15 protein-coding genes are annotated in these 20,173 nt (G+C 33.7%); 11 read left to right on the plus strand and 4 right to left on the minus strand.

The genetic code is table 11. The features are described 5' to 3' along the window. Positions 1 to 41 precede the first annotated feature (41 nt). On the plus strand, positions 42 to 389 hold the full coding sequence (locus IGI78_RS02655; RefSeq protein WP_196044732.1) for a BlaI/MecI/CopY family transcriptional regulator: 348 nt from the start codon (positions 42 to 44) through the stop codon (positions 387 to 389). 4 nt (positions 390 to 393) lie between these two features. Here the strand turns inward: IGI78_RS02655 and IGI78_RS02660 are convergent, their stop codons facing one another. Next, positions 394 to 900 (minus strand): GNAT family N-acetyltransferase, encoded by a 507-nt coding sequence (locus IGI78_RS02660; protein WP_366950494.1) that lies wholly within the window; start codon positions 898 to 900, stop codon positions 394 to 396. A gap of 500 nt (positions 901 to 1,400) precedes the next feature. On the opposite strand from IGI78_RS02660, the gene IGI78_RS02665 reads away from it, so the two are divergent. From IGI78_RS02665 to IGI78_RS02710, 10 genes are all read left to right on the plus strand, one after another. Then, complete coding sequence (locus IGI78_RS02665; RefSeq protein ID WP_430618318.1) at positions 1,401 to 1,856, plus strand: GNAT family N-acetyltransferase; 456 nt, start codon at positions 1,401 to 1,403, stop codon at positions 1,854 to 1,856. Between the two features lie 359 nt (positions 1,857 to 2,215). Then, positions 2,216 to 2,410, plus strand: a complete 195-nt coding sequence (locus IGI78_RS02670) for a CsbD family protein (protein WP_196044748.1) — start codon at positions 2,216 to 2,218, stop codon at positions 2,408 to 2,410. Positions 2,411 to 3,444: 1,034 nt separating this feature from the next. Then, the gene (locus IGI78_RS02675; protein ID WP_430618322.1) at positions 3,445 to 4,410 is read left to right on the plus strand and encodes an iron-siderophore ABC transporter substrate-binding protein; all 966 of its coding nucleotides are present in this window, start codon (positions 3,445 to 3,447) and stop codon (positions 4,408 to 4,410) included. Positions 4,411 to 4,438: 28 nt separating this feature from the next. Continuing rightward, positions 4,439 to 5,416: a FecCD family ABC transporter permease gene (locus tag IGI78_RS02680; RefSeq protein WP_430618324.1), complete on the plus strand. Its 978-nt coding sequence runs from the start codon at positions 4,439 to 4,441 to the stop codon at positions 5,414 to 5,416. After that, positions 5,409 to 6,428, plus strand: coding sequence for a FecCD family ABC transporter permease (locus IGI78_RS02685; protein ID WP_430618326.1), 1,020 nt, complete (start codon positions 5,409 to 5,411; stop codon positions 6,426 to 6,428). The genes IGI78_RS02680 and IGI78_RS02685 overlap by 8 nt, the downstream gene beginning before the upstream one ends. Beyond that, positions 6,412 to 7,161 (plus strand): alpha/beta hydrolase, encoded by a 750-nt coding sequence (locus IGI78_RS02690; protein WP_430618328.1) that lies wholly within the window; start codon positions 6,412 to 6,414, stop codon positions 7,159 to 7,161. Before IGI78_RS02685 ends, IGI78_RS02690 begins: the two co-directional genes overlap by 17 nt. After that, the gene (locus tag IGI78_RS02695; protein ID WP_430618330.1) at positions 7,154 to 7,933 is read left to right on the plus strand and encodes an ABC transporter ATP-binding protein; all 780 of its coding nucleotides are present in this window, start codon (positions 7,154 to 7,156) and stop codon (positions 7,931 to 7,933) included. The genes IGI78_RS02690 and IGI78_RS02695 overlap by 8 nt, the downstream gene beginning before the upstream one ends. An 894-nt stretch (positions 7,934 to 8,827) precedes the next feature. Further along, positions 8,828 to 9,931, plus strand: coding sequence for a tyrosine-type recombinase/integrase (locus tag IGI78_RS02700; protein WP_430618332.1), 1,104 nt, complete (start codon positions 8,828 to 8,830; stop codon positions 9,929 to 9,931). 168 nt (positions 9,932 to 10,099) lie between these two features. Beyond that, the gene (locus tag IGI78_RS02705; RefSeq protein ID WP_430618334.1) at positions 10,100 to 16,687 is read left to right on the plus strand and encodes a SpaA isopeptide-forming pilin-related protein; all 6,588 of its coding nucleotides are present in this window, start codon (positions 10,100 to 10,102) and stop codon (positions 16,685 to 16,687) included. Between the two features lie 155 nt (positions 16,688 to 16,842). Further along, a complete protein-coding gene (locus tag IGI78_RS02710; protein WP_430618336.1) occupies positions 16,843 to 17,223 on the plus strand; it encodes a DUF7006 family protein in 381 nt (126 codons plus the stop codon). 801 nt (positions 17,224 to 18,024) lie between these two features. Here the strand turns inward: IGI78_RS02710 and IGI78_RS02715 are convergent. The 3 genes from IGI78_RS02715 to IGI78_RS02725 all read right to left on the minus strand — a co-directional run bounded on the left by IGI78_RS02715 (position 18,025) and on the right by IGI78_RS02725 (position 20,106). Further along, positions 18,025 to 18,465: a hypothetical protein gene (locus IGI78_RS02715; RefSeq protein ID WP_430618338.1), complete on the minus strand. Its 441-nt coding sequence runs from the start codon at positions 18,463 to 18,465 to the stop codon at positions 18,025 to 18,027. Between the two features lie 201 nt (positions 18,466 to 18,666). Beyond that, a complete protein-coding gene (locus tag IGI78_RS02720; RefSeq protein ID WP_430618340.1) occupies positions 18,667 to 19,860 on the minus strand; it encodes a tyrosine-type recombinase/integrase in 1,194 nt (397 codons plus the stop codon). 48 nt (positions 19,861 to 19,908) lie between these two features. Beyond that, complete coding sequence (locus IGI78_RS02725; RefSeq protein WP_252708171.1) at positions 19,909 to 20,106, minus strand: hypothetical protein; 198 nt, start codon at positions 20,104 to 20,106, stop codon at positions 19,909 to 19,911. Positions 20,107 to 20,173: the final 67 nt, after the last annotated feature.

Here is a 20,173-nt window from a genome sequence, read left to right on the forward strand (position 1 = left end):
AATTGAGTTTCATTAAATTTAGGAAAAAAGGTATATTAAAAATGGAATTAACCAAAATTGAATATCAAATCATGCTAGCCTTTTACGAGCAGAATAAGCAGTTAACAAAAGTTTTACTGCTTGAAAAATATCCTGATTTCAAAGTGAATACACTATATCTTATGATTGATAGATTAGTTAATAAAAATTATTTAGAAGTATTTATCGATCAGAGTATTACAAAAGAATACTTGTATAGAGCAAAGTATTCCGCTTCAGAATTCTTTTCGCAATTAATTGGTCAATCGGCAGTGCATGATTTAGTGGAACAAACAATTAAGAAGTCTAGCAATACAATATATCTTGGGTTTTTATTGAAATTAATACAGACTTCAAAAAATAACTTGTAGGAAATTAAAAATTTTTATAGGGATTAATTTGTTTTCGCATCAATACTTCATCGTGCCACTCCCCCATTTTAAATCCTAATTTTTCCAAACGAGCAATCTCTACAAAATTTCTCTTTTCGTGAAATTTTAAGCTGGCTATATTACTTGCAGTGATAGATGCGAGCATTTGAATAATTCCTTGGGCTTTTAAAGCTTGTTCTAAATAAGTATATAACTGTGAGCTTACCTTTTTTTGATGATGATGCGGATTCATATAAATTGTTAATTTTACTGTTCTGTCATAAGCTTTCTCATAAGAATACCTTGATGCATAAGCGTATCCCAAACAGATGTCATTCTCCGTATATGCAATAAAACCAGGTAAGCAGTCTAGCTCGTTTTTTAATTTCTTCGAAAACTCTGTTTCAACTGGTTTCTCATATTCAAATGTGGCTGTGGAATGATCTATATAGTAAGAATAGATCTTGTAGATATTAGAAAAGTCGGTAGTTGAAATTTTTCTTATGTTCATTTTACTTCCTTTCGATAGAAGCTACAAAACAATCTTTTATTCATTTTATTTTTAATTGATTTTAGTATCCGCTACAAATAATTTTTCTAATTAATGTTTTTTAAAAAAACAACCACTCCCGGGGAGGAGTGGCGCAATTAAATGATGCTTTTTTATATGGTAATATAATTATATTTGCTATTAGCAATTTTTACAATTATTTGGATCATGAAGATAGTATCAATAATTCGTTGGGAATTAGATTTCTCCAAAAATAAATTTATTGTTAAGTATTGATTTACTAAAGGGTCTTTACTGCATAACACTAACAGATTGTTTAGGTGTTCCAGTAATTAATCTGTTTTACAACAAAGGAAATAAGGTAAGAAAATGTAGATTGAACGATATTTAGGATCAGTAAAAATCTTTATAACTTTTTAAAAATTTTAATTGTGGTATATTTTTAACTATAGTTAGTAGTTTATACATACGAAAAATCACGTAATAAAGAGGAACTTATTATGAAATTAATCCCATATAATCAATCGTTTCAATCTAATATTGAGAATTACTATTTAAAAGATTTGTCATATACAGCACTGCCAAAAGAAATTCTTGAAGATTTACCAGAAACATTCCTTCCTGTACTTTGTTTTGACAAAGAAAAATTAGTCTGTTTCTTTGTTTTAGATAGTGGTAAGGATAAGTTCAAATACACAAACGATACTGATAGTTTATTGCTTAGGTCATTTTCAACCGATTATTTCCAAACGAAAAAAGGATTCGCGACCTCTGCACTAAAAAAGTTGCCAACGTTTACAAAAAGAACTTTTCCGACAGTAAACAGTATCTATTTAGGTGTTAATATAAAAAATGAAGTAGCCATTCATTTATATAAGAAAGTGGGCTTTAAAGATACAAAAAGAACTTTTAACGGCCCTAAAGGTATACAAAAAGTATTCATTTTGATCATTTAGTAGTAATGTCAATTATAAATATAGACAGTTTCTTCATCTGCTTAATTTAATTATTAAAATTTGATCTGACAAATGTGGTTAATTACAAAGTCTCCATTAATTCTATTCCCTTTCTATAGAAACTTTTACTTAAAAATATGGATCATGTTTTAAATGGTGTTTAAGTTTGCATATTATGACGCCATATAAGCCAATAATATTCTTAAATTATATTATTTTAAAAATATAATAATTTCTATTATTTAATTAGTCAAATGATAATTATTTGATCTAAAAGTACGAAATTCAGTTGTAAAACACTTCTAACTATAGGATAATTAATTTGTTCCAAAATATTAAAAATCTTAGGAGGAATGCATATGACTGACAAAGGAACTTTCGACAAAGCTAAAGGCAAAGCTAAAGAGGTTGTTGGAGATGTAACAGGAGATAATAAGACCAAAGCTGAAGGTATTTTGGATCAAGCTGTTGGTAAAGTTAAAGAAGTTGCTGCAGATGCCAAAGATAAAGTCGATGAGGTTGTTATCGACGCAAAAGATAAATTTAAAAAATAATATTTTTTGGTTCAGTAAGGTATAAATCATTTTAAAGTAATTAATACACATAATCTGAAAAAATAATGAAATTGAAAAACGTATCAGGTGTTTAAAGAATCTTCCCAAGCTCTCAAGATGCCTGATACTCTTTTATATTTTTAAATGAACATTTGTAAATTGTAGTTGATGAATCAATTTCATTCAAGCGAACTTCTTATATGAAAAACCAGCCTGTAATAAATAGGCTGGTTTTTTTTAGTCCTGATAAAAAATAGTTTTATTTATAAAAAATCACTCTATTTTAGTAGAGTGATCTTCAAAAGAGAATTATGAAAAATTGAATTGGTTGGTATGATTATACATTACATTTTTTATTAATAAAAATCAATAAATATCTGACTATTTTTTTAATCAATAATTTTAGCAAGTAAAAACTGTACTAATTTAAAAGAGAAGGGTATTAGGCACACTTCCCCAAAATTCCCCCTACCTAATACTCTTCTTTGGCCATGAAATAGTGCCATAAATATTCTACAATGGAAGTGTTTTTATCGCAAGTAAAGAGAAATATTATACTTTTTCACGTGTAATTTTCTGAAGTGGTCATTTTTGCATGTAATTGGTTATTTTTTTACCATGATTACTTCAGAAGTTGAAATGACTGTTATTTGTTGAAAAAAGAGTAATGTATTCTTTGTTTTTTTCAGGAAAAAAGAATTAGCTGACAAAATTTAGAGCTTTTCCTTTACAGGGTGATACCTTATTTCGTATAAACAGTACCATAGCGCTAGCTAACTTGTACTAATAAATATCAGTTAAATGATATTCCGTAATACGCAAACCTCGATTTAATAATATGGGTAACACAATCATCATCAATTAAATCCTCATATACCATAATGTAGCAAGATAGGCAGATAATAAAATAAGCGAGTACAGGATTTTTATTGTGATGTAATCTACAAAAAGTAGAAAAAATATTGTAAAAAAATAGGAGTGTGATAAAATGTTTTCTAAATGATAATGATTCTCAATTAGAAGGAGTGGTTCAAATGAAAAAAAATTGTTGGGTAGGTGCGATTTTTTGTATGTTAGTTTTTTTGTCAGCTTGTGGAACAACAAGCTCTCAGCAAGTAACATCTTCTGAGACAAAAAATGAAAGTAGTCCGGACTTAGCATCGCAAGAACAGGTAATTACTTATTTAGATAAAGACTATGAAATAATTTATCCTACACAAAAAATTGTAACGGCTAGCTTAGAAGCAATGGAAGATGCGGTGGCTCTTGGTTTCGAACCGTTAGGGGCGGTTACTGTTGGTGATGGATTCCCTAATTATTTGAAAGAACATCTCGGTGAAGATGTAGCAAATGTGGGGAACAAGTTTGGCCCGGATGTCGAAGCAGTGACTGCTTTAACCCCAGATGTCATCTTGGGTTCCACCAAGTTTGATGATTCTGTGACGGCCAGTTTGAGTAAAATAGCACCTACCATCAATGTATCTCATCAATCAATTAATTGGGAGGACAATTTACGTTTAATGGGTCAATTAACAGGTAAGACAGAAGATGCTGAACAAAAAATCGTCGATTATCAATCAGATTTATCTGCATTCAAAAAGGATCATCCAAATACTCCAGATCAAAAAGCTGTTATAATTCGGATTCGCGACGGTGAACTTTGTGTCTATGGTGAAAAGGTTTACTATAATCCAATGATTTATGGGGATCTTGGTTTCCAAATCCCGGAAGAATTAAATGCGATTGAGGCACAGACTACTATTTCTGTAGAACAGTTTGCAAAATGGAATGTGGATGTTGTTTTTGTTCAATTCAGCGATGAAGAAAATGCTGGTCATCTTGATTTCCTAAATAATTTAAAAGAAAATGCTATTTGGCAAAGTACTCCAGCTGTTAATTCTAATCATGTTTACTATAATATTGTTGATGCCGGATATCAAGGCGGTACCTACCTAAGTAAAGAGGCATTTTTATCAAGTGCAAGCGACCAACTACAGTAAAAATAATAGACGGAACAAAAGAGATTTAGTGTGGGGAGCTGGACTCATCCTCTTATTGTTGATTGTTTGTTTCTTTTCATTGACTTTTGAAATTTCTGAACCGTGTCAAACATTGCTTGCAGTGATCAAATCGTATGATTCCACTGTAAAAGAACAAGTGATTTTGCTGTCACGAATCTCTCGGGTCAGCATCGCGTTATTTGCTGGATCTGCTTTGGCTCTAAGTGGTTTACTGATGCAACTTCACTATCGTAATACATTAGCTGATCCTTCATTGATGGGGGTAAATGATGGGGCCGCGCTTGCGGTTATACTGATATTGGTATTCTTTTCAGATGCATCAATGCCTCAGAGAATTATTGCTTCAATTGCCGGGTCATTTGTTGCGTATCTAATGATTCAAGTGGGATTAAAAAAAGTACGGGCCCATCACTCACCGTTGGCTTTACCGCTTGTTGGTTTGATCGTATCAATGATTTTAGGAAGTTTGACGACACTTATTGCAAGTTATTTTAGTCTTTCACAATCAATGACTTCGTGGTATAGCAGTCGCTTGTACCGTGTAGAGTGGCAACAGGTACGATATTTTATTTTGCCGTTACTGATTGCAATTGTATTCATTGCTGTGTTACGCAAGCAATTTACTGTATACCGTTATGATCATGACTTGACAGTGGCAATCGGTATGGAACGAAAAAAATTCGAATTGATTTTACAAGCGTTGGTCGTTGTCTTAACAGGGGTAACAGTGGCTATTGCTGGTCGAATTGCCTTTGTAGGCTTAATTGTGCCTCATATGGCTCGTCTGGTATATGGTAATCGGTATGAAAAACTGATAATTTATGTTCCTTTGGTGGGCGCTGTGATGGTTGTCGCTGCGGATTATCTTGGGCGTTATTTGAATTATCCATTTGAGACACCGGTTGGAATTATGTTTGCCATGATTGGTGTACCAATTTTCTTATGGCTCATCAGGTCTGGAAAGGGGGGGGATTATAATGTGTAAGCGAATAATCCTTTCTATCGCGGTCTTTCTTTTGGTTTCCTGTCTTTCCTTAAGTATGGGGTCTTATCACTTGTCATGGTCAGAACTATTGCGATTGATTTTTGGCGGGATTGTTTCCGAACAAGCGTATTTGGTATTCTTTAGCTTTCGTCTTCCGCGTCTGATGGTAGCAGCCTTAGTGGGTGGTTCGTTAGCGGTTGCCGGTTATATCATCCAAACTTTATCTCGCAATCCAATTGCAGATGTTGGTTTATTAGGCATCAATACGGGGGCTGCTTGTGGCAGTGTTTTGTATTTCTTATTGGTAGGATCTTATTTCTCCGAGCTGAATCACTATCAATATGCTTCTTTGCTGTTATTTGGTTTGATAGGTGCTTGTATGGCAATTAGTCTAAATCTCTTACTGTCTTTTCGTGGCAGTCAAGTGCATATGATGTTGTTTTTATTGAACGGAATTGCAATTAATTTAGGATTTTCGGCTGTCACCACGTTTTTATCTTTAAAAATCAATCCTGAAGATTATGATCGTGTCAATCATTGGCTTGAAGGATCGATTGCTACTGCAAGTTGGGAAACAACAAGAAATATTTTGCCGGTGGTGCTGATTTCAGTTTGCTTGGTGATTTTGACGGCAAAGCATTTGGCTGTTTTAAGGTTCAGTGATCTTCATTTGATGAATATTGGTTTTTCTTATGGCCGTTGGCGTCTATTTTTCTTGCTCATCGCGGCTATCTTGGTTAGTGCTACTGTTTTTGTTGCGGGGAGTGTTGCCTTTGTTAGTTTACTGGTTCCCCATTTGACTTTGCTATACATAGATCGCCGATCGCAAATTTTGATACCTTGTATTTTTTGGAATGGAATGACGGTGGCAATTTTCACAGATTTTGTAGCCAAGAATCTATTTTCACCAAATGAAATTCCTTTAAATGCAGTGATAGGGGTTATTGGAATACCTTATCTAATTGGATTGTATATAAAGAATAGGAGAGAAATAGATGGAACAAGTGCATAGATTTGAAGACAAGCTATTGTCAATCACAATACCTAAAGAAGCATCTTTTTGGGGAAAACTTCCATTGCTTTATGTGTTAGATGGCAACGCGTTTGGACCGTTGGTGACACAAACCATATTATTGCAAACACGTAACTCACCTAAAACAGGCGTCTGGCCAGCTATGATTGTGTCTATTGGCTATGATACGAAAGACGCTTTTCAACGAGATGCACGTTTTAACGATTACACACCTGAAAGAATTCATTCAGTTCTTCAAGAGGAGTTAGATATGCCTAATGGCGGTGGTTTAGCCACATTTCAGAAACAACTGTTGCGTATCCACGAGCACATCGGTAGACACTATCAAATCGATAATGAGAAAGTTGGTCTCTTGGGACATTCGTTGGGGGGGTTATGTGTTCTTGAAAGCTATCTCGAGATAGTGAGGTTGCCCTTTATAACTGATTTTCTTGCCATCAGCCCTTCTTTATGGTGGGACGAATGTGCGTTTTTTGATCGCTTGGCAACACAATCGTCGATTTCGGATAAGCGCTTATTTATTGCAGTTGAAAATGACCATGGGAAGATGGAAACATTAGCCGAGCGCTGTTACAATATATTGTGTCAAGGAATATCAGAAAAACAAATATCTTTCTATATCGGACCTGAGGAAAACCATATGTCTATTGTATTTACGGCTTTAAGTCGGATCTTACGTTGGTTCTTCCAAAAGGAGAATGCGAATGAGTGATGTTTTAGAAGGTCGAGGTTTATCTTTAGGCTATCAAGATAAAAATGTAATCCAAAATATTGATGTATCTTTTTTAGAAGGAAAAACCTCGATTATTATTGGACCTAATGGTTGTGGGAAATCTACCTTGTTAAAGGGCTTGGGAAGAATACTTACTTTACGTCAAGGTAAAGTATTTTTGTTTTCAAAAGCTTTGACCGAACTATCAACAAAAGAGATTGCCCAAAGTTTGGCCTTTTTGCCTCAAGGTATTGAGACCCCTTCTGATACAACTGTTCGAGAGATTATTGAGTTGGGGCGCTATCCGCATCAAGGAGTATTCAGGAAAATTTCATTTGAAGATGAACAAATTATAGAGAATGTTTTGGCACAAACAGAGTTAACAGCTTTGGCGCATCGGCAAGTGGACAGCTTGTCTGGCGGACAAAAGCAACGGGTCTGGATTGCAATGGCTCTCGCTCAAAAAACTCCAGTTATTTTATTGGATGAACCTACGACATATTTGGATATGGGACATCAATTAGATATTTTGAAATTACTAGATTCATTGCAGCAACATCTTTCTTTGACTGTGGTGATGGTTCTTCATGATTTAAACTTAGCAGCTCGGTTTGCAGATATCATGCTAGCAATGAAAGATGGTAAGCTGATCAAACAAGGATCGGTAACAGATATTATGCAACCAATACTTCTTAGAGAACTTTTTGATATAGATGCTACTATTGTAGAAGATCCAATAAATGGACGTCCAATATGTATTCATTATGATTGAAAAAAGTTCATTATCTTGTCTAATAAAATATAAAAGGAATAAGCCAACTACTTTGTTGCCTATTCCTTTTTTTTTAGGAGAGCGCATTACATGAAATTAATAATTAGATGATTTTGTACATTCTAAATTTCGATAGTATTAATGGATAAATAGAATGATATTTGCAGTAATAAATTAATTTTCTATATTCTATAGTATTCACCATTTTCTAGTTTATAGTAAAGGTGAATCCTATGGAATTCAGACAAATATGAGTATAAAAAAATACATAACTATTAAAGCGGCCCCAAAAATCATTACTTTTGGGGCCGCTTTAATATAAACTTCTTCTTTAGTTAGAACAAATCGATAATCTACTCTAAAATCAAAATGTCTGAACCTAATTCTAACTAAGAAGTTGAACATACGCTTCATAGTTGTTTATACAGAACACTAATGTACCTACTATTTTGAAAGGGAAAAATCAAAAATTTCCATCATATCATTGCTTTATGGCTACGAGAGGAGATTTAAGTACAATTTAATTTGTTTCCACTAGTTCAAACACTTAATTATAAGATTTAAAAATCAAAATCTAATAATTAATCAAAGTATTAAAAAAAGAAATTAGTTTCTTAGAAGATTTAATTCCAAGAAAAAAGTGCTGAAATCATTATAATCAACACCTTTTACTAAACAAATTTCTTTTTTACTATATCAGTTTTAATTATAAAACAAATGAAAATTGACGTCAATGTCAATCAGTATGTTATTGCTATTAATAATAATCTTAATATAGTAAAAAAAATTCACTTAAGTAAGTTAAAAGAAGAAAAGAAATAGAACAAAAGAAAAATTTTTAAAACCGTCAAATGCGCCGTCAAATTTATTTAGACGCAAGAAAGGAATTTATAAATGAGTCGAAAGGGAGAAAATATTTACAAAAGAAAAGATGGACGTTGGGAGGGACGTTACCCTAAGGGAAGAAAACTAAATGGAAAAATTCATTACGGATATGTTTATCGTTCAACTTATCGTGAATGCAAGGAAATATTGATTAAAAAAAAATTTGAGTATCAGGTATCGACGAAGGATGTAACAATTTACCAAGGTTCTGTTGGAGATTGGTTTAATGAATGGTTGCTACAGCAACAATTTTTTCTTCGTCCCTCAACTATCTCTAGTTACAATTACAAAATAAATAAATATGTTATACCTGATATTGGTTATCTGAAATTGTCAAAATTAAGTACAAATCATTTACAAAAACTCATAGATAAGTGGCAAATACAGTCACTGTCTATTTCAACAATCCAAACAATTACTCGAATCTTACGAAAATCATTGAAAAATGCAGTGGAACAAGGAAAATTACGTGCAAACCCCAGTGAACAATTAGAAATTCCTAAAAAGCCGAAAAATATTATACGTTCTTTGACACAAGAAGAGCAAAAGAGATTAATACGTGTATCAAAAAGCGACAAGACAGGTTTAGCCGTTATTTTAGCTCTTTACACGGGATTAAGGATTGGAGAAATTTCTGCTCTTCGTTGGGAAGATATTAATTTTTCGGAAAATACCATTAAAATCAGTCATACTTTTCAACGAATTTCCAGCGCCGGATATGATCAACATACCCACATGCATTTAGGAAAAGTAAAGTCGGCGAATTCACAACGGACGATTCCAATAGCAGAAACACTTCTAAAACTGCTGAAAAAAGCCCACCGAGAAAATCATAAAGAATTTGTATTTCAAGTCTGTAATCATCCTATGGAACCTAGATTGTTAACGTATCATTTTCATAGAATACGAAAAAAAGCTGGGTTGGAGGCTATCCACTTTCATCAACTTCGTCACACTTTTGCAACACGCTGTTTAGAAGCTCAAGGAGATATTGCATCTATTAGTGCACTTCTCGGGCATGCCTCTACAAAGATGACATTAGATATTTACACTGACACAATTTATGAACAACGAATCTCTACAATTCAAAAAATGAACGTATTACTTAAATAAAATGCACGACATTTTCTTATAATTTGTTTTTTGCGCCGTCTATTCATCGTCAAATAAATTATTAAAACTCTTTATTTCCAAATTATAAACCTATTTTTTCTTGGAATTAAATCTTCTAAGAAATTTTTGTAGTGTTCATTAATAGTTAAGGAAAAGGAGTGCAATTTAATGTATATGAAAAAGATAAGAAAAACAATGTTTTGCTTTATGAGTTTATTAATTCTTATACAGTATTTAATGCCAGTAGTCGTATTCGCCTTAGATTATCAAGAGGAATTCAAACTAAATTCTTTGATAGTTACAAAAGAAGAAAATAATACAATTGAAGCAAAATTAGATATTTCAATTAACAGTCAGGAAGGAGATACACAGGTTGTAACCTTTAATGAAAATGCAATCGTAAAAAATGTAACGGCAGAAAGTAAAACAGAATCTAATCAAATTGATTATGTAGTGAATAAAAACAAAATTGAGATGAAGATTGCTCCTGGATTAACTGTTTCGGTCAGCTTGACTGTTGAATTAGATTCATCAAATTTAGAAGAGGATACCCTCATTGCTACTAGCGGATCACAAGTAGTTCAATCTACACTTACAAAAACTAATTCAATAAAAGAATCGACAATTATTTCTTCAAAAAATGAGTCTAGTAATGAAACTTCTGAACAATTAGAAAAAGAGACAACAACAACTGAATCCACTACACACAATTCAAGTGTTGAATCATCAGAATCATTAGAGAATTCCAAGCAAGTGAAGAAAGACGAAAAAGAAGGATCCAAAGATCCTCAGGATGTTCGAAGTTTATTAGTTTCATTGGGAATGCCATCAACAATCATTGAGAGTGCAAATATTCTTTACACAGATAAAGATGGCACTCCATATCCTGATCAAACAAGCGTACCAGTAGATGCAAATGTTGAAGTTAAATACGAGTGGCGTATTCCTGAAGAATTGTTTGGGACAATCAAAGATGGAGATTACTTTGACTTCCAACTACCTGACGGTGTCCAAGTTTTTCCTGGGACGGGATCATTAGCAGGGGCACTAGGACAATATGGCTCTTACGAAATCACAGCTGACGGTAAGGTTCATATTGTTTTCAACAAAAATGTTGAAACAGACCACGATGTATCAGGTGATTTCAACTATTCTACGAAGTTTGATAAAACAGTTGAACCAGGGGATCTTGTTATTAAAACACCAACAGAAGAAAATTTTCCAACTTCAGAAATCCATATTAGACCTAAGTATGATCAAGCAATTGATAAGAGCGGGTATTTTGATCGGACTCCAAATCCAAGCAAAGTTGTTTGGGAGGTCAATATCAATCGCCCATTAAATAAAATGATTAATGGTACACTGAAGGACCCAATGCCTAAAGGGACAACTTTAATTGGAGTAGAGGTTTATCCAGAAACAGTCGATGTAAATGGTAATGTTACAAATATAGATTTAGATAACCCATTAGTTGAAGGAATAGATTATACGTTGGAAGAAAATGATACGATTACATTTATTGGTGACTATGCAGAAACTAATAAAGCTTTCCATGTTGTTTATGAATCAAAAATTGAAGAAGATCAAAAGCCTGAAAAAGGTGGAAATGTTTCTTTTAAAAATGAAGCAACTTTAGATGATGGGAAAAGTACAACATCAGCAGAAGCAAGTGTAATTGCACAATACAAAGGACCAATTTCAAAATCTGGGCCGTCTTCTACAGGTAAAGACCAAGTCTACAAATGGTCCGTACAATACAACTACAATGAGAAAAAACATGCTGTTGGTGCATCAATAACTGATACAATGAGTGAAAATTTGAGTTTGGTAGATGGTACTGTTAAGCTGCACAAAATTACCTTTGATAAAGATGGAAAAGAAGTTACAGGAACTGTTCTGGAAGAAGGAACGACTTACAAACTTGTTAAAGATTCATCTAATCCGAATGTGTTTACGATTGAATTTCTGGAGGAAATTGACTATGCGGTGAAGATAGATTATCAAACAAAAGTAAATGATATTGTTGATGAAAATACAGAAATTTCCAACTTTGTGAAAACAGATAATAATGATGAAAGCGGAAGTGAAGGCAATGCGACACAACAAGGCATTGTTAAGAGAATTGATGGGGAAATTGATTATTCTGCCCGTGAAATTCCATGGGAAATTCAAATTAATAATGCGGGATATTGGATGACAAACTGGACCTTGGAGGATGTATTCTCTGCAGGATTAATCTTAGTTGACGAGAGTTTTGAAATCGTTGATACCTCTGATGGCAACAAAGTATTAGAAGAAAATCAGTATACTTTAACAAAAAAAGATAGTGGCTTTAATGTATCTTTCAATGGTGATTTAAAAGAAGGCACTGACCACAAATTTACTATTAGATATAAAACGAAATTTGATACAAGTGTAATTGATGAAGGAACAGGAAACGAAGATTCTATTAAATTTACCAATGATGCTTCAATGAAATGGAAGGATACATTTGGTGATGAACACAGCAATAAGGAATCGATACCATTTGATCCAGTTCCTGCTTTCAAGTTTAATGGGCAAAAGAGTGGAAATTACAATGCAAAAACTAAAAAAATTACATGGACAGTTGCAGTAAATTTCAATCAACAGAAATTAACCAATGCAACTATTATTGATCCAATTATCGAACCGCAAGATTATGTTGAAACTAGTGCAAAACTGTATGAAGCAACTATCAATAAGAATGGTACGTATACTCTAAACAATGAAGTAACTGGTGTCATTACGGAACCAACGACTGAAAACTCCTCTGTTAAAGTTAATTTACCAGAGGGTAGTACTCAAGCTTATGTGCTTGTATTTGAAACAAGCTTGGATGGAGAGATTATCAATGAAAAGACTTATAATAATAAGGCTACATTTGAAAACAATGGGATTTCTCATGATTTAGATGCAAGCATTTCACCAGCCCACTCGGGTGAATTAGTAACTAAATCAGGACAACAAGATCCAGATGATAGTGGTTATGTTAAATGGGATTTGACAGTTAATGGTTCACAGTCAACATTACATGATGTGAAAATTGTGGATACACCATCAGCGAATCAGTTTGTAACAAATAATGACATTTTAATCTTTGGTACAATAGTTGATCACTCAGGCAATATTACAAAAGATAAAAACATTGTTCTGAAAGAGGGAGAAGATTACACTATAACGATTGATACCAATAATGAGACAGGTGCACAAGTCATTACAATTGAGTTGTTAAACAAGATTACAACTTCATACATTGTGGAGTATAGGGCGTTAATTACTTCTGAAAAAACAACAGATACAGTCACAAATGGAGCTACTATATCAGCAGTAAACGAAAAAGTAGTGACACAAGATATCGAAAAAGCTGTTGTTGTATCTAATAGTTCGGGAAGTGCTACTGGATCAAAAGGATCAGTAACACTAGTTAAAGAAGGTAAAGACGGTACGAAACTGGCAAACGCGCATTTACAATTGTGGACTATCAATGAAAATGGTGAAAAGGATAAACTTGTCCGTGAAGGTGATACTGATACAGACGGAGAGTTGAGAATCGGAAACTTACGTGTTCAAGATTATCTTGTAATTGAAACAAAAGCTCCTATTGGGTATACAATTAGTAATGAGTTGTTACATGGGAAGAGAATTTCGGTTACAAAAGATGAGGAAAATAGTACTTTTAAAATTGAAAAAATACTAAATGAATTGACCAAAGTGTCATTTAACAAAGTCGGACAATCAACAGTTTCTGGTGAAACAACAAGCCCATTAAAAGGTGCAGAATTTGAAATTCTTAATAACGAAGGAAAGGTTATAAAAGGATATGAAAAAGTTGTTTCAGATGAAAAAGGTATTGTTACAGTTGAAGGATTAGTTCCTGGTGAATATCAAATTGTTGAAACAAAAGCTCCCGAAGGATACATCTTGGACAATAAGCCGTTAATCTTTACACTAGTAGAAAATGAAAACGGAGTAATTCCATTTGTAAACTTAGGTAGCTGGATAAACTATCAAGGATCTGCACAGCTGGTGAAAACGGATAGTGAAGGTAATCCACTGTCTGGCGCAGAATTCAAAGTTGTAGATAAGGAAGGTAAGGCAATTCAAGAAGGCCTTGTTTCAGACGAAAAAGGAACCGTATCAATCACAGAATTAGCACCAGGAGACTATCAATTTATCGAAACAAAAGCACCCGAAGGCTATGTTTTGAATACGACACCAGTTGCTTTTACGATTGAAGATTCAGCAAAAGGGAAACCCAAAGTAGTTGTGGCAAGCGAAGGTTTTGTAAACTATAAAGGATCTGCACAATTGTTGAAAACGGATAGTGAAGGTAATCCACTGTCTGGCGCAGAATTTAAAGTTGTAGATAAGGAAGGTAAGGCAATTCAAGAAGGCCTTGTTTCAGACGAAAAAGGAATCGTATCAATCACAGAATTAGCACCAGGAGACTATCAATTTATCGAAACAAAAGCACCCGAAGGCTATATTTTGAATACGACACCAGTTGTTTTCGCGATTGAAGATTCAGCAAAAGGGCAACCCAAAGTAGTTGTGGCAAGCGAAGGTTTTGTAAACTATAAAGGATCCGCACAATTGTTGAAAACGAATAGTGAAGGTAATCCACTGTCTGGCGCAGAATTCAAAGTTGTAGATAAGGAAGGTAAGGCAATTCAAGAAGGCCTTGTTTCAGATGAAAAAGGAATCGTATCAATCATAGAATTAGCACCAGGAGACTATCAATTTATCGAAACAAAAGCACCAGAAGGTTATGTTTTGAATACGACACCAATTGTTTTCACAATTGAAACCTCAACAGCTAGTAAACCGGCAGTTGTTGCGGTAAGTGAGGACTATATAAACTATAAAGGATCCGCACAATTGGTGAAAACGGATAGTGAAGATAATCCACTGTCTGGCGCAGAATTCAAAGTTATTGATATGGAAGGCAAAACCATTCAAGAAGGTCTTGTTTCAGACGAAAAAGGAATCGTATCGGTAATTGAATTAGCACCAGGAGACTATCAATTTATTGAAACAAAAGCACCCGAAAGTTATATCTTAAATACGACACCAGTTGCTTTTACAATCGAATATTCAGCGAAAGGACAACCAAAAGTAGTTGTGGCAAGCGAAGGTTTTGTAAACTATAAAGGATCCGTACAATTGGTGAAAACGGATAGTGGAGGTAATCCACTGTCTGGCGCAGAATTTAAAGTTATAGATAATAAGGGAGAAACCATTCAAGAAGGCCTTGTTTCAGACGAAAAAGGAACCGTATCAATCACAGAATTAGCACCAGGAGACTATCAATTTATCGAAACAAAAGCACCTGAAGGCTATATTTTGAATACGACACCAGTTGCTTTCACGATTGAAGATTCAGCAAAAGGGCAACCTAAATTAGTTGTGGCAAGCGAAGGTTTTGTAAACTATAAAGGATCTGCACAATTGTTAAAAACGGATAATGAAGGTAATCCACTGTCTGGCGCAGAATTCAAAGTTGTAGATAATAAGAGAGAAACCATTCAAGAAGACCTTGTTTCAGATGAAAAAGGAATCGTATCAATCACAGAATTAGCGCCAGGAGACTATCAATTTATCGAAACAAAAGCACCCGAAGGCTATGTTTTGAATACGACACCAGTTGTTTTCACGATTGAAGGTTCAGCGAAAGGACAACCAAAAGTAGTTGTGGCAAGCGAAGGTTTTGTAAACTATAAAGGATCCGCACAATTGTTGAAAACGAATAATGAAGGTAATCCACTGTCTGGCGCAGAATTTAAAGTTGTAGATAAGGAAGGTAAGGCAATTCAAGAAGGCCTTGTTTCAGATGAAAAAGGAATCGTATCAATCACAGAATTAGCACCAGGAGACTATCAATTTATCGAAACAAAAGCACCAGAAGGATACATTATTAATCCAACAGCAACAGATTTCTCTATAAAGTACTCAATAGAGGGACAACCCGAAGTAGTTATTGCAAGTGAAGGTTTTGTAAATTATCAAGGATCTGCACAATTGTTAAAAACGAATAGTAAAGGTAACCCACTGTCTGGCGCAGAATTTAAAGTTGTAGATACTAAAGGTGAAGTGATTAAAGAAGGAATAATTTCAAATGCTGACGGAATAGTATCAGCAACAGGTTTAGCATCAGGTGATTACCAATTTATTGAAACAAAAGCACCAGAAGGCTTTATCCTTAATTCGACAGTAGTCAACTTCACGATAAAAGCAGAAGCAGCAGATGAACCCGAAGTGGTTGTAGCAAGTGAAAGTTTTGTAAATTATCAAGGATCCGCACAATTGTTGAAAACAGATAGTAAAGAAAACCCATTGCCTGGCGCAAAATTCAAGCTCATCGATAAAGAAGGAAAAACAGTTATACAAGATCTTGTATCGGATGATAAGGGGGTTGTAATGGTAAAAAATCTGGCACCAGGAGACTATCAATTTATTGAGACAAAAGCGCCTAGAGGATATGTGTTAGATGAGACACCTGTTGAATTTACAATTGACAGCGAAGCCCTGGGTGATCCAAGTTTAGTTGATGTAGGAGAATTTGAGAATAAAACAATTTCTACAATTGAAAATTCGGCAAAAGGTAGTAATCATGATAAGAAACTTCCCAAAACTAATGATCAAGATCTAATGTGGATGGAAATCTTAGGCGTTATTATACTGATACTTATAGGATTAATTGTTTATTTTCGTCAAAAAATTAAATCGACATTATAAATAGTTGTATTCTATAAGGATTAAATCTAGTTTATAAAAATATTGTAACTGAAATTAACTCAAACGATTTTCTTGGATTAAAATTTACTGTTGTGATTATTCATTTTGAGTTTTCTTCAAATTATACTTAAACATTCGAAGTGAGTGGTGGAAAAATGTTAGCAGAAACAATTACAAAACCCGAAGAGTATTTGCTTTATTCAAAAAAAATACTAATAAAGGCGAAAATAACTGGCAGCTATCCTAAAATTTTTGAATACTATTGCGAGCTTTGTGAACAGTTCAAAGCGATCTTTTATGATGATGATAATCTTTTTCTTAAAATGGGAAAGTTGCTTAGTATTGATGCTGAAATACAAATGATTTTAGAAATTGTTGAATTCTCTCGGAGTGAGTTGTTAAAAGACTTCAAAATGAACGAAGATAAAATCATTAAAATAATTAAGTTTGATAAAAAATATTTTTATAGAGAACTAACAGGATATACAGTCAAAGATGATCCCAGATGGAGCTTGATTTATTTAAGTGAAAACTAAAAGTATTCAATGATTATATTTGTTGAAAGTCAGATGGAACCTCGAAGTAAAATAAGTCTAGAACAATTATTTTCATTAAAAGGCAGTACTTGCTTTTATTGGCTAATAGAAATTGTTAGAGTTCAACATGAGTGTCATTAACTTTCAGAAGTTACACATATAGTCAAATTTCATAAAAAACTAGTTTAAGTGGAATCTGAAATAAACGTTGAGACTAAATCTGCAGTTCAATAATTAGAAATTGTTCAAAGTATTGTTGAAAAAGCGAATGATATTTATCCGTATTCTAAAGCAATAAAAGACTATACTGAAGTTTCAATTCGACCTACTCTTTACCATACGGAGAAATAGAATAATTTTAGAAAAAAACGTTCACCTGTAGTCTAATATTGGTGAGCGTTTTTTTGCGCTATACCAACTACAAAAAAAGGATTAATAATAAGATAGAAAAGTTGAAAAAGCGATCAGAGCTGCTAGAGAAAAAGTCGAGTTAAGAACTCGGGTTATCTAATTTGTCAAAGGTATATTTATAGATTTTTTTTGATATGGGTGTATGGGACAGTAAAGGGAGTAAATTTGGAAAATTTATTTACTATATTAGTAGATGGCAAAAGAAAATTGATCAAATATCTCCTCTGACATAGGATTTAATGAGGGAACAAATAAAAAACAGACGTAAAAAGCTATTAAAAAAAGTAGAAGAGCTGATAATCTAATGGTATGCTCCCATCATAGTAAACGTGAGAAAAAAATATTGCTAATCTACTATGATGAGAACTTATAGAATCGTGATTTTCATACCTATCGTCCATTAACCGCTGACACAAATACCAAATAATTAGCGAAATCACCAATCCGTTGTCGGTGGTCATTCACATCACTTCTTGTGCGTTGTTCTTGCTCTTCCTGTAAGAATAAGTGTGATGTCCAAGAATGACTATCCCAATGGTTTAATTGAAAGATGCGTTCCAATAGGATGAAATGGTCGATAATGGTATTGTGAATATTCGTTCGTTCGGAATCTTTTTCCAGTTTTTGTTCCCTAGAAAATTGAGGCCATTCTGCACGAATGACTGTATAACGAATAGCAGCACCCATCAGCTCTTCCCAAATCCCGATAAAATCATTATCATTCATATCAGCATTTTTCAATATTTCTTGATAGATGGTGTTCATTTCAGTAAAAGATAACGCTTCTGGTTGTTGTAAATAATTTTCGTATGTTTGATTCAATTGGGACATTAAATCACTCCTTGAAATGTTTTTTGTTTTAACTAGTTTACTACAAGCAATAAGTTAGTGCATCAAAAGAAAAATAGGTAAACATACCATTTTGGTAGTTTGTTCTCGTTGAGTTGGTAGAAATTTGATGAGACAGATAGGCTAGTATCACTTTATTTGATGATACTAGCCTATTTTGTATCCCAAAATTTATTAAAATGATTAAAACAAATCTTTTTCTTGCTCAATAAATTGAGCAAATTTATCAGCACTTCGTTCTTCTCGTTCAGGATAAAAATAGTTGTAGACTTGTTTTGTCATTTTTGAATCTTTATGGCCAACACGATACATGATATCCTCTAGTTTCATATCTGCCATTGCGCACAAGGAAACGTGGGTTTTTCTGAATTCATGAAGAGTTATCCGTTTTTCAAGCTGATATTTATTAGCGATCATATCATACCAATCATTTGGTTGGCCAGGACGACAAAAGTTATTTGAGCGATTGGGGAAGATTAGCTGTTTATTGCTTTGATGGCTTAAACCTAGTATAGAAAGCTCCTTTTTTTGACGTTGTTGCCAGTTTTTTAAAAGTTGTATGGTTTGCCAGTCAAGAGAGATTGTTCTTTTCCCTGCACTTGTTTTCGCTCGATGACTAACAACTTTCGTTTTTTTAGTTGTTGGGTTCTGTTCAACTTCCGCAAGAGTTTTACTAATCGTTAGTTTATTTGTATCAAAATCGATGTCTTGCCATTCTAGTGCGAGAATTTCTGATTTTCGAGCACCTGTATAAGCAAGGACGCGAAAATAAGTTTCAATCTTCAAGTTTCCATGTAAGTGACAACAAGATAAGAACTCTGATAATTCTTTCGGTGTGTAAACAGTGATCGTTTCTGTTGCTACCAAATTTTCATCAATTTCAGTTCTTTTAATTGGTGCGGTTTTACGCATAGAATTTTCAAGGATCAATTCCTGTTGCACCCCATATTGAAGTATTTGAGCGACAGCTCTTCTAAAGTAATAAGCTTGCTTGAATCCAGCTGCTATCCATTCGTCATTCAGACGTGTACAAAAACGAACGGTGATATCACTGATTTTCTTTTTGCCAATATAAGTTAGTGCATGATCTTCAATTGCTCGGCGTAAAATCATAATTGTTGATGGTTTGACTTTATTACGATAACTTTCCAAAAACTCATCATAAAGATGTTCAAAAGTCATATGACCGCTTTGACGATGCAATTTGTTATCGAAATTCATCTGGAGTTGTCTGTAGGCTTGTTGCGCTTCTTTTTTTGTTTTGTAGCCACTACGAGTAGTACGAACATCTTTTCCAAATTCATTCTTACCTAAATAGCATTTAAAGCGCCACAATTTTTGTTTTCGTTTGTCGTATTGCTCGTAGATGGCTGACATCATTTCACCTCTTTTCATAACAAACAGACGGTGGCAAAAGCAATTGGATTAATTCAATTTTAGAGTTGTTAGCACTTGCTTTAGCTCTTCTACATCATAGAGACGCTGACGACCAATAGTGATAGGTTGCAGTCCTTGATCATGCAAATCTTTTAATGTATCAAATCCAATGTGCAATTCTTTCATTAATGTCTTTTGATTCAAATATTGTCCCAGAATCAAGGATTCATTTTTTAAATTTTTCATACAAGGTACTCCTTTCTTTAGTTATAGCGAATTCTAATAGCAGAACAAAAAGTTCTTGCTATAAGAA

Source organism: Enterococcus sp. DIV1767, assembly GCF_050542585.1.
GTDB lineage: Bacteria > Bacillota > Bacilli > Lactobacillales > Enterococcaceae > Enterococcus_D > Enterococcus_D innesii.